The sequence below is a fragment of the Gordonia sp. G4 genome, from assembly GCF_057770005.1.
Map to the genome: position 1 here is coordinate 1,881,824 of NZ_CM173442.1, position 13,800 is coordinate 1,895,623.

The 13,800-nt window shown below is 67.9% G+C and carries 10 protein-coding genes; 6 read left to right on the forward strand and 4 right to left on the reverse strand.

Features of this window, described 5'->3' with window-relative positions; genetic code table 11:
* The first annotated feature begins 256 nt into the window (after window positions 1-256).
* On the forward strand, window positions 257-1,645 hold the full coding sequence (locus AC3B5T_RS08265; protein ID WP_488358507.1) for an IS1380 family transposase: 1,389 nt from the start codon (window positions 257-259) through the stop codon (window positions 1,643-1,645).
* A 372-nt stretch (window positions 1,646-2,017) separates the two neighbouring features.
* Window positions 2,018-3,673 (forward strand): HNH endonuclease signature motif containing protein, encoded by a 1,656-nt coding sequence (locus tag AC3B5T_RS08270; RefSeq protein WP_488358508.1) that lies wholly within the window; start codon window positions 2,018-2,020, stop codon window positions 3,671-3,673.
* A 63-nt stretch (window positions 3,674-3,736) separates the two neighbouring features.
* On the opposite strand, the gene AC3B5T_RS08275 is transcribed toward AC3B5T_RS08270, so the two are convergent.
* Window positions 3,737-7,165, reverse strand: coding sequence for an arabinosyltransferase domain-containing protein (locus AC3B5T_RS08275; RefSeq protein WP_488358509.1), 3,429 nt, complete (start codon window positions 7,163-7,165; stop codon window positions 3,737-3,739).
* A gap of 122 nt (window positions 7,166-7,287) precedes the next feature.
* Here AC3B5T_RS08275 and aroQ point away from each other — a divergent pair, with 122 nt between their 5' ends.
* The 3 genes from aroQ to AC3B5T_RS08290 all read left to right on the forward strand — a co-directional run bounded on the left by aroQ (window position 7,288) and on the right by AC3B5T_RS08290 (window position 8,844).
* On the forward strand, window positions 7,288-7,746 hold the full coding sequence (gene aroQ, locus AC3B5T_RS08280; protein ID WP_010843189.1) for a type II 3-dehydroquinate dehydratase: 459 nt from the start codon (window positions 7,288-7,290) through the stop codon (window positions 7,744-7,746).
* 305 nt (window positions 7,747-8,051) lie between these two features.
* The gene (locus tag AC3B5T_RS08285; protein WP_488358510.1) at window positions 8,052-8,534 is read left to right on the forward strand and encodes an SRPBCC domain-containing protein; all 483 of its coding nucleotides are present in this window, start codon (window positions 8,052-8,054) and stop codon (window positions 8,532-8,534) included.
* Complete coding sequence (locus AC3B5T_RS08290) at window positions 8,527-8,844, forward strand: ArsR/SmtB family transcription factor (RefSeq protein WP_488358511.1); 318 nt, start codon at window positions 8,527-8,529, stop codon at window positions 8,842-8,844. Before AC3B5T_RS08285 ends, AC3B5T_RS08290 begins: the two co-directional genes overlap by 8 nt.
* 30 nt (window positions 8,845-8,874) lie before the next feature.
* On the opposite strand, the gene AC3B5T_RS08295 is transcribed toward AC3B5T_RS08290, so the two are convergent.
* Window positions 8,875-11,457, reverse strand: coding sequence for an alpha/beta fold hydrolase (locus AC3B5T_RS08295; protein WP_488358512.1), 2,583 nt, complete (start codon window positions 11,455-11,457; stop codon window positions 8,875-8,877).
* Window positions 11,458-11,752: 295 nt separating this feature from the next.
* Here AC3B5T_RS08295 and AC3B5T_RS08300 point away from each other — a divergent pair, with 295 nt between their 5' ends.
* Window positions 11,753-12,433: a nitroreductase gene (locus AC3B5T_RS08300; protein ID WP_055476827.1), complete on the forward strand. Its 681-nt coding sequence runs from the start codon at window positions 11,753-11,755 to the stop codon at window positions 12,431-12,433.
* A gap of 43 nt (window positions 12,434-12,476) precedes the next feature.
* Here the strand turns inward: AC3B5T_RS08300 and AC3B5T_RS08305 are convergent, their stop codons facing one another.
* Both AC3B5T_RS08305 and AC3B5T_RS08310 read right to left on the reverse strand, forming a co-directional pair.
* Complete coding sequence (locus AC3B5T_RS08305; protein WP_488358513.1) at window positions 12,477-12,932, reverse strand: TIGR03618 family F420-dependent PPOX class oxidoreductase; 456 nt, start codon at window positions 12,930-12,932, stop codon at window positions 12,477-12,479.
* Between the two features lie 74 nt (window positions 12,933-13,006).
* Complete coding sequence (locus AC3B5T_RS08310) at window positions 13,007-13,798, reverse strand: MBL fold metallo-hydrolase (protein WP_055476834.1); 792 nt, start codon at window positions 13,796-13,798, stop codon at window positions 13,007-13,009.
* Window positions 13,799-13,800: the final 2 nt, after the last annotated feature.

Genomic DNA, 13,800 nt, shown 5'->3' on the forward strand with positions numbered 1-13,800 from the left:
GAGGAGCGCAGGCGGTGGCCCCCTCTGCTCCCTGAGGTGCGAGGAGCGCAGGCGGTGGCCCTCTGCTCCCTGGGCTGAGGAACGCAGGCGGTGGCCCTCTGCTCCCTTGAGGTGAGGAGCGCAGGCGGTGGCCCTCTGCTCCCTGAGCCTGGATCCGTGGATAGGTGCGGGGTGTCGATAACGCGAAAATGCCCTCTGAGCTGGAATGATTGGTGGTGTTGAGACACAAAACATTCCAGCTCAGAAGGCACTTTCAGTGAAAGTATCGCACAAGTTCACCGCCACATCCGCTGTCTTCGACGACGACAACCTGGTGTCGCACGCCGGGCTGGTACCGGTCATGGCGGTGGCCGAGTCGACCGGGTTGGCGTCTCTGCTGGACGACCGGGTCGATCTCGGCACCACCCAGGTCGCCTCGGCCGGGGCCAACCTCGAGGCGAAACTGTTGACCGTGATCGCCGGATTCTGTTGCGGTGCTGACAGCATCGACGACCTCGGGATGGTTCGCAGTGGTGGGCACACCCGCCTGTTCGACCACGTGTACGCCCCAGCCACGATCGGACAAACCCTGCGTGAGTTCACCCCCGGCCATGCCCGACAACTCAACGCGGTGATGACCCGGGCACTACCAGCGATGTGCGCGCGGGCAGGGTTGTTACCCACCGACGGGTCCCGGGTGTTTGTCGACATCGACTCGCTACTGCGCCCGGTCTACGGCTACCACAAGGCCGGAGCCTCCTACGGGCACGCCAAGATCGCTGGACGTGAACTCCTGCGCAAAGGTCTGTCCCCGCTGATCACCACTCTGTCCGCACCCGATCATCCACCGGTGATTGCCAACACCTGGCTGCGCGCCGGCCGCTGCGCCTCCGGTAGCGGGGCCGCGAAGATGATCGCTGAAACCCTCACTACTGCACGGCAGTGTGGGGCAAGCGGGGAGATCACCGTACGCGGCGACTCCGCTTATGGCACCGCCGCGGTGATGCGCACCTGCCAACGCCTCGCAGCGACGTTCTCGCTGGTCCTGCGCACCAACACCGCGATCACCCGCGCCATCACCGCGATCGGAGACGACGCCTGGACCCCGGTGCACTACCCCGGCGCGGTCACCGACCCCGACACCGGCGAACTGATCTCCGAGGCCGAAGTCGCCGAAACCCTGCACACCGTGCAACCCCAGTCATCACAGCCGGTCACCGCCCGACTCATCGTGCGCCGGGTCAAAGCCCACCACCCCGCCAACACCGACACCCTGATGCCCGCCTGGCGATACCACGCATTTTTCACCAACACCACCGACGACACCGTCACCGCCGACATCAACCACCGCCGCCACGCCATCATCGAAACCGTGTTCGCCGACCTCATCGACGGACCACTGGCACACCTACCCTCCGGGATGTTCGGCGCCAACGCCGCCTGGCTGGCGTTGACCGCCATCAGCCACAACCTGATGCGCACCCTCGCCGCACTCACCGCCACCCCCAGACTGCGCGCCGCGCGCGGGGCGACGCTGCGCCGCACCCTGATCGCGATACCCGCCCGACTAGCCCGACCAGCACGAACACCCGTCCTGCACCTACCCCGCCACTGGCCAACCCAACACGCCTTCACCGCCCTGTGGGCCGCGGTGAACACCACCTGACCCCTCAACCCTCACATGCCCACCCACGACCAGGAACCCCAGTGAAAAAGCTGACACAAGATCAGCGAATCCCACACGCCCACAACACAATCAGACACTCAAACACCGCGACCTCACCCGACCAGAACCTCATCCACGGATTCAGGCTGAGGTGCGAGGAGCGATAGCGACGAGCCACGAAGGGTCCCGCACCGCAGGACCGCTCAGATCCTTGGCCGCAGGCGGAGGGTACCAGCAACCACCGACAATCGAGAGTGGTCGCTCTAGGGAGGAAAAGAGTTGTTGGACAGCATATTTCGAGCTGCCGACTGCCCGTCTTTCGTGTACAGTCGAACGTACATTCGCAGCTACGGTTCTCGGGGGGTGACCGTCATGGCCGACACCACGCACATCGACGGTTCGCTGCCCACGTCGCGGGCGCCCGAACTCCTCGCCGAACTGCACCGGCTGATCGGTGAACTACAGACCGTCGACCTGAGCGCGTGTTCGGATACCGAACTCGTCGACGTCGCCGCCGACACCGAGAAAGCGATCGCCCGCCTCACCTACGCCGGTGACCGGCAGATGGTCACCATCGCCGACCGCGACCTACCCCATCGCACCGGATACCGCTCCATCACTGCGTTCATCACCCACCGACTGAGGGTGTCCGACCCGATGCGCCGCAACAACCAGCGTGAGGCGACCGCCACCCACCTCACCCACACCGGCGAAGCGCTGCCACCCGAACACCCCACCCTCGCCGAGGCGTTGGCCGACGGCCGGGTCGGCACCGCCCACGTCCGAGCCGTCATCGACGTCCTCGACCAGATCCCACATGGCACCGACCACGATGTGAAAGTCGCTGCTGAACGACAGATGGCCGAGATCGCCGAAGCCCACACCCCCGCCGACATCACCCAACTCGGCGCGCGCCTGCTCGCCCACCTCGACCCCGACGGCACCCTGGCCGACGACACCGACCACAAACAGCGCCGCAACCTGTGGGTCAACCGCCAACGCGCCGACGGCACCGCCAAACTCACCGGCACCCTCACCCCCGAACTTGCCGCCCGCGTCACCATGCTCTTGGCCGTCTGGGCCAAGCCCGGCATGAATAACCCAGGTGATCCAGATTCGCCGACCGGTTCGGTCGAAGAGGCCGACCCCGAACAACTGGCCGCCGCAGCCGAACGCGACGACCGCACCCCCGCTCAGATCAGCCACGACGCGCTCAACGCGCTACTGAAGGCTGTCCTCGAGGACGGACTGCTCGGGAGATCGCACCGCGGCCTGCCCGTGCAACTGATCATCAAAGCCGACCTCGGCGACCTCGTCCGCGAAGCCGGCCTCGCCACCACCGCCACCGGAACCCTGCTACCCATCCCCGACCTCATCGCCATGGCCGCCGACGTTCAACCGTGGTTGGCGATCTTCAAGAACTCCACCGCCGTACCGCTGTACTTCGGTAGGGGCAAACGTCTGGCCACCCGCGAACAACGCCTCGTCTCCTTCGCCCGCCCCGACGGCGAAGTGTGCTCGGCACCCGGGTGCGATCAACCCGCCACCCACGTCGAACTCCATCACGCCCACAAGGACTGGGCCAAAGGCGGTCTCACCGACATCGACGACCTCGCCCCCGCCTGCCCACGACACAACCGCATGGTCGGTGACCAGCCCGGCCAGTACACCACCCGCATCGCACGGTCCGGACCCGACGAAGGCCGATGCGTCTGGACACTCAACGCCGAACCCGGCGCACCACCCAACCCCGACCGCCTCAACCGCCGGCCCGACATACCCCGGCGGTTCACAGAACATTTGAACACCGTGCGCGACGAGATTCACGGACCGACCACCCGGCCCGGCGACCAGGCGCGCCCAGACCAGGCGCGCCCCGACGCCATCGGCCACGGCGACCGCGGCCGACGCCTCGAACTCGCCTACCGACAACTCGTCCACCCACCGGCACCGCCGGAGCACCTCACCACCCAACCCCTGACCCCAGTCGAAGCAGCCCTCACACGCATACTCGCCGACCACTGGTGACTGGAGAGCAGCTCGCCTGGCCGACCACCACCACGGCGACCGGTCGTCGGCGCCGCCGAATCGTCAGTGCCGAAGCGGCGCGGGACTCCACAGCCCGCTGCGGGTGGCCGTTCCCGTCTCGATCTCGGCGAGCGTGTCGACGTCGCCGTAGGGCTCGTAGCGTTCGAGGGCGCCCCAGTCCCGTCCGATGTCGGCCATCAGATAGGTGGGCAGCGCCGTCGCCTGCTGCGAGACCTCGATCCAGCCGAGCGGGCCGCCGCCGAAGCTGTTCTGCCACGCGGACACCGCGGCTGCCAGGTCGGATCCGGGCTTGATGCGCCACTTCGGGATCTCCGCGACGCCGACGTCGTGGGTGAACGGACGCTGGCACGGGAATGCCAGACCAGACGTCCAGTCGATGTGGACCGGGTCGGTGTCGCCGACGACGTCCTGGAGGGTGTCCATCTGCGGGATCCGCGGCGGGGTCAGCACGATGAACCGGTCTTCGGCGAGGTTGTCGTCGGTCGCGACGATCCGCACCGCGGTGGTGTCCGACGGGAGCTCGTCGGTGTTGTACCGGAGGTTGCGCCACGACGGGCGCGGGCCGGGATCGATGAGCTCGGTGTCGCCGGCGGCCTCGAGGTCGGCGTCGCGGGTGTCGGGGCCGATGGGCTCGGCGGTGTACTCGAGCATCACGTTCGGGTTGTCGTACTCGCCTGCCACGGACATCGTGAGCAGCGGGCGGTCCCGCCAGTCCGGCGGCAGTGCGTACCAGCCGGAGGTGAGGCGGGCCGGGACCTGGTCGAGTTTGGAGTAGCTACCCATGACCGGGGTCTCGGCCGGGTCGAGGAAGAAGGGGAGCGCCGCGGTGCTGCCGTTGATCCCGGGTTCGGCGATCTCGCCGCCGCCGGTGCCGCCGGGATTGGAGTTGACGATGTCGGGGGACTGCCAGACGTCTCCCGACAGCACGCCGAGCGAACCCTCGCTGGCCGTCGACTCCAGCGCCGTCGGCACGCCGTTGGGGAAGAACCCCGACGTGGTCGGTGAGGTGCCGGGTGCCGGTGGCGGTCCGCCGAGCGGATTCGGCAGGGTGGGATCGACCGGGCGCAGCATGTCGCGGTTGGGATCGGATTCCACCCAGACCTTGTCGGCCATGCCGCAGGGGTTGCCCGCGACCGCGGCGAAGTTGGAGCGGGGCACCGAGTACGACGAGCTCTGGTGAATGCCGGCGAAGATCGCGGTGACGATCTGGAAGACGACGACCGCCAACGCGAGGTAGGCCAGCGGAGCGGCCGCCATCGAGGCACCCAGCCGCCGGTACCAGCGCTGGTGCGAGGTGTCGTCGGCAGTGGACTCCTCGACGTGTGGATCGGTCCCGGTGAACGGCTCACGGAAGTGGAACCACAGGGCGACGAGCAGCAGCGCGAGCGCGGCGTAGAGCAGCACGCTGCCGAGCATGACGCCGCCGATCGTGACCTGTTCGACGCCCCACGGCATGCCCCATGCGGAGTAGTAGTAATAGGAGTTCGGGGCGGTGAACGCGAGTCCGCCGATGAAGAGGACGAGTGCGCAGAACAGGGTGCGGTTGCGTCGCGAGTGCATCGACTGCTGACTGGCGGCGATCGCCGCGATCGCGGCGAGTGCGGCGGCGATACCGGCGAAGACACCGAAATGATGGGTCCACTTGGTGGGCGTGAACATGAGGAAGACCAGCGACGCGAACGTGATCGCGACGATGCGGCGCGTCGGGCCGATGGCGGTGCCGGGAATACGGTTCTTGCGGATCAGCACCGCGGCCGAGACGACCAGGCCCAGGATCATCGCCAGCACCGCGAAACGCCTCGCGATCGAACCGTCGGCGGAGAAGGCGAACAGCGCCGAGTAGCGGCCGATCTCGTTGTACCAGCTCATCGACGGCCCCAGCGCCGACTTCATGCTCGACGCCTCGGCGAACGACCGCAGGGTCAGGTTGGAGAACACGACGAAGACGACGAAGGTGCCGGCGGCCAGGATCGGCGCGATCAGCGCGACGAACGACCAGCGGAGCGAGCGCCGGCCGTCGCGGGCGCCGGCGGCCGGCTCCTCGGATGGCGATGCGGCGGAGTTCGACTCGGCGGACGACAGCTCGGCGACGACGCGGGCGCGCTTGATCAGCGCCATGATCATCGGGCGGGCGCCGGCGATCAGCGCGGCCACGGCGAGCAGGCCGGTCGGCCCGGCGGCGAGGCTGAACGCGCCGATGAGACAGGCGACGGCGGCCGGCAGCATGCGACCGGTGGCGATGGCACGTTCGACCGAGCACCAGGTCAGCAGCGCGCCGAGGCAGATGATCGGTTCGGGACGAAGTCCGTTGTTGAAGGGGAACCAGCACGCGAGGAAGGCGAAGGCCGCCGTCCAGGCGACCATCGGCCGGGTCAGCGCAGCGCGGCCGAGGCGTGGAAGCACTTCGTGACTGACGATGAGCCACACCAGGATTCCGCACAGGAGCGCAGGCAGCCGCATCCACGGACTGGCGACCGAGACGTGGCTGAGCAGACCGAAGACCTGGTAGTACCAGCCGAAGGGTGCCTCGGGTGCGCCGTACCACCGGAAGTAGTTGGCGGTGTAGTCGCTGTCCTGCGCCACCCTCGACATGGTCAGTAGGTAGCCGTCGTCGGAGGTGTTGGGCCCGATCATGTGCCACACGATCAGTGCGCCGATGACCACGTAGTCGCGCGCGTTCAGCCGCCACCACCGGGCCGGGAAGATCCTGCGATGGCGGCGGCCGTCGGTGGAGTCGAGCGCTGCCAGTGCCGAAAGCGAGAGCAGCGTCGAGGCCACTCCGACGATGACGACCAGCCACTTCGAGATGGTCGGGGCGGTGTTGTAGCGAGAGTCGATCGTGACGTGGGCGTCGAGCCCCGCGATGTCGGCGGCGGGTCCGGACAGGTCGGTGAAGAGGCCGGTCACCTGGGGGCGCTGGTCGGGCCAGTACTTGAAGGCTTCTTTGTCCTCGGTCGTGCCCGCGAGCGGTTCGTCCTCGCCGTCCTCGTTCTGGGTGCCGCTGGTCATGCCGACGAATTCGGCGGTGACCGCATCGGAGTCGGCGTGCACGACGATCTCGCGGCAACCCTGCTCGCGCATGTCCTGCAGCGTCGCCGACACCAGCGAGACGTTGCGGACCACCACCTCGACGCCTTGCCGGTCCGCGGGAGCGTCAGAGGCGCCGGTCTTGCGGATGAACAGGCCGCGCTCACCGGACTTGGATGCCTGCTTGGGCGTGGTGGAGAGCAGCACCGAGCCGCCGGGGGGCAGGTCGTCGACCGCGCTGCAGGGGATCGACACGTCGAGGTCGACGGGCGTGTAGCCGATCAGCGGGGCGGAGACCGAACCGATCTGCCCGTTCTGGGGCCAGTCGATCTCGGCCGTTCGCTGCGACACCGGCATGAGCGGTGTCGCGAGCGCGAGCAAGAACCCGAGCAGTCCGGTGACGATGGCGACGATCCTCGCTCGTCGAACGGTCTGCGCTGGCACAAAGAGAGATGGTAGACCTTGGGCCGTCTCGCCCCGGCCGGTGGCGGTGCGGGCGCGACCGCGTCTCCACCGGCTCGCCGGGGGGCGCCGACCGGCAGGTCAGGGCCAGTAAGGTGAACGCCATGTCCGACGCCGAGAAGCCAGACCGTTTGCCGATCCTGCTGCTCAACGGTCCCAATCTGAACACCCTCGGCACCCGGGAGCCCGCCGTCTACGGCTCGGACACCCTCGCCGACGTGGTCGATCTGGCCGAGCGCACCGCCGCCGAGCTCGGCTTCGGGGTGCGCGCCGCGCAGACCAACCACGAGGGCCAGATGCTCGACTGGATCCACGAATCGGTCGGCAAGATCAGCGGCATCGTCATCAACCCCGGCGGCTGGACACACACCTCGGTGGCGCTCGCCGACGCACTCGTCATTCCCGATGTTCCCGTGCTGGAGGTGCACATCAGCAATGTGCACCGACGTGAAGCGTTCCGGCATCACTCCTATGTGTCGCCGATCGCGGCCGGGGTGATCGTCGGTTACGGCATCCGCGGCTACGAGTTCGCGATTCGCCGGCTCGCCGAGCTCGTGGACTGACCAATGACCCCGGCGCCCACTCGACTGGACGCCTCTTTCCATCGACCGTGCGCCGTTCTCCGTTGACCGGGCTCCGTTCTTCGTCGACTGTGCGTTGTTTTCCGTCGACTGTGCGCGAATTGATCGCGGGCGGGGGTTAGCGGTGGCCGGCCGTTACGGGTCAGCGGCCACACACCCACCATCGATGGACAGACTCTCCCCCGAATAGCGGGTGGGTGGTCATGTCAGCTCCGAACCATTGCGCCGTGACGTGTTTAGTGCAACCATGGGGTTGCACTAAACAAATCCGCATCGAGGGAGCACTGATGAGTGAGAACACGGATACACACGACGTGACCGGTTCGGCGGCAGTCGAATTCGACCGAATCGAGCGCGAGATCGCGATCGACGCACCCGCCGAGCGGGTCTGGTCTCTGGTCAGCGAGCCGGGGTGGTTCATCAACGACAAGGCGATCACCGATCACCGGATCGATCGCGACGGCGACCTGTCGACCATCCACGACCCGGTCCATGGCGCCTTCACATTCCGCACCGTCGAACTCGACGAGCCGCGGTACGCGGCATTCCGATGGCTGGCCGATGCCGGTGATCCGCAATCGGATTCGACGCTCGTCGAGTTCTGGATCACGCCATCGGATTCCGGTGTTCTCCTCAAGGTCGTGGAGTCCGGCTTCGCGTCGCTGCCGGGAACCGATGCCGAGCGACGCGCTCGATTCGACGGCAACAACGAGGGTTGGACCATCGAACTCGAGCTGGCCCGAACGCATCTCGGCGGCGTGCATGCCTGACGTCGTCCCGGTGGAGGTCTTCGCCGCGCTCTCGGACGAGAGCCGGTGGCAGATCCTCACCAGGCTGGGTTCGGAACCCGGGTCCGCCTCTCGTCTCGCGGCCGAGCTGCCGATCAGCAGGCAGGCGATCGCGAAACACCTTCGCGTCCTCACCGAGGCGGGGCTGGTGACGTCGTCACGCGTCGGCCGCGAGATCCGCTACGAGGCCGTGGGGGCGCAGCTGTCCCGGGTGGCGCATCGGCTCGACACGATCGGCCGTGGCTGGGATCGCCGACTCGCCGACATCAAACTCCGCGCCGAACAGGATTGAGTCAGTGGCCTGAGGTGTGCGGAGCGCACCTCAGGGAGCGGAGGAGTTGAGCACGTCGTCGATCGCCCGCGCGGTATCGGCGGCGTGTGGCGCGCGGATCATCGAGATGTGGTCGCCCGTGACGTCGTGGAAGGTCACCTCCCCCGACGACATCCGCTGCCACAGGTCCGGGTCGTCGGGGTTGGTGCGGGCGCGGATCACGCCGACGGGGCCGTCGTAATCCCGGGGCCGGTAGCGGCGGATCATCCTGGTGCCCAACCGGAAGAACACGACCCATTGCACGGGCGTCGGAAGCTGCACCATCCCCGCGGTGCGGACCAGGACCGCCAGGACGACCTCCTTCACCACCCGCTGGGGGAGTGGTTCTCGCGCGGGAGCGGGATCGTCCCCGGTGCGGTCGGGCAGCGTTGTGTCCTGGGTGTCACCACGCCGGGCACGCAGGCGCTCGAGGATTCCGACCTTCTCGCCACGGACCCGGCGGGCCAGTGCCGGGTCGAACAGCGAGTCCAGGACGACGACGGGATCGCATCTCTCGCCCGCGTCGGTCAACCGTGCCGCGACCTCCATCGCGACGAATCCGCCCAGCGAGTAACCGCCGACCTGGTACGGCCCGTGCGGTTGTACCGATCGGATGTCGGCGATCGCCCGGCGTGCCGCGGCGCGAACGGAATGGTCGGCGCGGCCACGCTTTTCGACGCCACGCGACTGGATGGCGTAGACCGGCCGGTCGGTGTGCAGCGCGCGGACGACAGGGGTGAGGCTCGTCGCGAGGCTGCCGGCTCCGGCAACCAGGAAGATCGGTCGGCCGGTGCCCTTGCGCAACGGGATGAGGGTGGCACCCGACGCGTTCGCCGACCGTTCTCTCGCGGCGGACTCGATGCGCTGGGCGAACTGAGCGATCGTCGGCGCCTCGGCGAGCATCGCGGTGTTCACGTCCAGCTGGAGGTGATGCTGGACCTCGGCCAGCATCTTCGCCGCGGCCAGCGAGTCACCCCCGAGTTCGACGAAATCCTCGTTCCGGCCGATGGATTCGAGACCGAGGATCTGACACCAGAATCGGTGCAGCGCCATCTCGGTCATTCCGCGGGGCGGTTCGTGGTCGGGACGGGCGGGCGGAGGTGGCAGTGCCGCCCGATCCACCTTGCCGCGTTCGTTGCGCGGAAGTTCGGTGAGGACGACGATGTCACGCGGGATCATCCACGGGGTCAACGTCTTCCCGAGTTCCTGCCGGATCTCGGCCGGCGATGGTGACCATTTTTCCGGGTCCACCGCGACGTGGGCGGTGAGTCGCGCCTCGTCCCGGTTGGCGGTCACGACCGCGTCGGTGGTCCACGCCAGGGCGCGGAGTGCGGCTTCGACCTCGAGCGGTTCGACGAGGTAGCCGCGGATCTTGATCGCGTCGTCACTGCGCCCGAGGAGCGCGAGCTCACCGGACTCGTCGAGTCGTCCCAGATCCCCGGTGCGGTAGCGTGTTCGGCCGTCGGGAAGCCCGCTGAAACGCGCTGCCGTCATCTCCGGATTCCGGTGGTAGCCGGACGAGATGTGGGCGGACTCGACGATGACCTCACCGGTGGTGCCGACGGGCAGGTCATTGCCGTCCGCGTCGACGATGCGGATGTGCTTGTCCGAGGCCGGAACACCCACCGGGATGGCTCCCGGCTCGACCTCGCGGGTGGGCGGGAACAGGTTGAAGGCCAAGTTGCCGACCTCGGATGCGCCTGCCCAGCAACAGAACACCCCGGTCGCGAGGATCGTGTCGCGGGCCTGCTGTACATCGGCACGGTGGGCAGGCTCGCCACACGTGGACAGCAGACGCAGGGAGTCGACGGCGTCGGCGGCCGACAACTCGCCCAGCCACGATCGCAGCAACGACGGGGTGCAGTGCGCGGTGGTCGCGTGCTCTGCGACGAGCCAGTCACGCAGGCCGGTCGTGGTCCGGCGACGAACATCCCAGAGCAGCATCGTCGAACCGTTGAGCAGGCTCATCGCGAGCGCATCCAGGCCGCCGCCGAAACTCAGGGGCAGCAGGACGACAGCACGGTCCTCGGGTCGCATGCCGAGGAAGCGACGACCGTCGCGGGCATGGTTGACCGGCATCTTCTGGGAGAGCACAACCCCTTTGGGGGTGCCGGTCGATCCTGAGGTGAACAACAGGACCGCCGGATCGTCCGGGCGGGGTGCAACGACGGCGTCCTGCGGACCAGGGTCGCCGGCATCGGCGGCGTTCAGGAGCTGCGCCCCGGAACGTTCCAGCACGACGTCGAGCCGGTCCGCCGGCAGAAACGGGTCGAGCAGCACGAGGGGGCGCCCCGACGACAGGACGGCGAGCATCGCGAGGACCGACTCGATGTCGGATTCGATCTCCACCGCGACGGGTCGGTCGGGATCGGTGGTGGCCACGATCCGGCGGGCGAACTCGTCGACGCGGGTCGCCGCGTCCGCGAAGGTGATGGACCTCTCCGGGGTCTGAATGGCGATCGCATCGCCCCGCACCGCGGCGACGGCTCGCCAGCGTGCTGCGGCGGTCTGCGCTGCGTCGACACCGGGAAGGTCGGACACACCCGCTCCATCGGTGGGGGTCTCACGGGCTGCGAGAGCGTCTTGGCTGTTCATGTCCTCAAACTTCCGCGGAGGCGGGAGACGTCGACGGTCATGGACGGGCCACGGGAACTCGAGCCCGGGCAACGGTGCCACGCCGCGCGGGACTCGGCCCCTCCTCCGGCCCCGTCAGCTTGCCAGGTAAAGCTACCCTTCGCGACGCTGCGGTGCGCGCTCGGAGCCGCCCGAGCGCGGTCGCAGGTGACCGGAAAGCTCGGATGTAACGTGTTCACTGATCGCCGGAGGGTCTGCAGGACGGACCCGTACGACGGCGATCGGGTTGTCGGATGCGCGCAAGGAGAGATCGACGATGCAGTATGACGAAGTGATTCTGGGGCGTCGCAGCATCCGCGGATTCACGCCCGATCCCGTCCCTCGAGAGCTGATCGAGGAGATCCTCACGCTCGCGATGCGGGCACCGTCGTCGATGAACACACAGCCCTGGAACTTCCATGTGATCACCGGGGAACCCCTGGATCGCATCCGTGCGGCAAACACCGAACGCAATCTCGCCGGCGTGCCTCACTCACGAGAGTTCCGGACCGGCGCGGAGAAGTTCACGGGGACACATCGTGACCGCCAGGTCCAGGTTGCCAAGCAGCTGTTCGGCGCGATGGGCATCGCCCGCGAGGACACGGAGATGCGGCAGGACTGGGTGCTGCGGGGATTCCGTCAGTTCGATGCCCCGGTCTGCGTGATCGTGACCTACGACCGCATCCTGGACGGCAGCGACGACACGCCGTTCGACTGCGGTGCGGTCTCGACCGCCCTGGTCAACGCCGCCTGGTCCCGCGGTCTGGGCGCGGTGATCAACAGTCAGGGCATCATGCAGTCGCCGGTGGTCCGGGAACATGCCGGGATCCCGGACGATCAGGTGATCATGAAGAGCATCGCGCTGGGTTGGCCGGATGACACCTTCCCGGCGAACTCGGTGATCTCCGAGCGGAAGTCGGTCGAGGAGGCCGCCACCTTCGTGGGGTTCGGGCACTGACCTTTCCGGTCCCTCGAGTCGGCCCGTCGGCCGGCGGCAGTACTCAGCGCGGCAACCGGGTCATTCCGTAGACCCGCTCGACCCGCACTCGCAGGAGCCGCCTCTGTTCGCGCACCATCGCGGCCCGATAGTCGTCCCAGTCCGGGTGGTCCTCATTCCGAAACGCCCGGTACCAGTCGACCAAGAGGTCGACGGTCGGGTCGTCCGGTGCGGCCGCGACCGGGCTCAGCGTGCCCGTCCCCTCGGCCACGGCGTATGCCGAGAAGAATCCGTCGCCGAGGACGTGGAGGCTGACCCGGAGATCGCGTTCGACGTTGCGCGATTTGGCCCGGGGCGCGGTGACCGAGATCAAGGCCGATGCCGTCTCCGGTTCCCACAGATGAATGACGTTGGATGACTGCGGTCGGCCGTCGCGCCGGAGCGTGATGAGGATGGACTCCTGGTGGTCGGCGACGATGCGCAGGAGATCGGGGTCGAGGTCATCTCGGGGAGAGTTCATGCGCATCGCAACGCCGTGCGCGCGGAAGTTCATACCCCCGAGCTCCGCGACGGCTCATATCGGCGCTGCCGGAATCAGCGCGACAGTGCCTCACGCGCGGCCGCGGCGACACCGCCGCGATGGATCGGGCCGTGGCCCGGGAGCAGGATGTCGGCGTCGAGCTCCGTGAACCGTTCGACGCTGCGTCGCGCGGTCGGTTCGTCGTGCTGGAAGAGCGACGGGATGCACTGCGGACCGGTGATCGACGAGATCTCGTGGCCGCTCACCAGAGCATCACCGGACACCAGGGCACGGCCGTCGGCGACGAGGTAGGCGCTGTGTCCGTCGGTGTGACCGGGACTCGCGACAGGGACAGGCGCACCCGGGAGCTCGAGCGGTCGCCGCTCATCGGTGGCGCCGCCGACGGGGAACCCCGACGCCTGCGCGAGGCCCGCACGACTGAGGGCACCGAGCGGTGTGGTCTTGGCCAGCCACGCCCACAGTCGCGGATTCGCGACCTGCGGGGCGAGATCGAGTGCATTGGCCTGCTGGAGGTGATGGCGCAGTGCGTGATCCACCTCGACGGGGTCCATGTAGACGTCGAACCCGTACCGCGCCTGCAGCTTCACGAGGCCACCGAGGTGGTCGACGTGGGCGTGGGTGAGCAACGCACCGCGCACATCCTCGGGCTTGCGGCCGATCCGTTCGATCGATTCGACGACCTGACCGGCCTGGCCCGGGTAGCCACCGTCGATGAGCGTCAGTTCGCCGTCCTCTTCCAGGAGGATCCAGTTCACGACATCGGTGGAGACGAAATGCGTTGTCGACGAGTCGCCGTCGACCTGGGTGATCGTCATCGGACGCGAGGTGCGGAACGGTGGTCGCATCG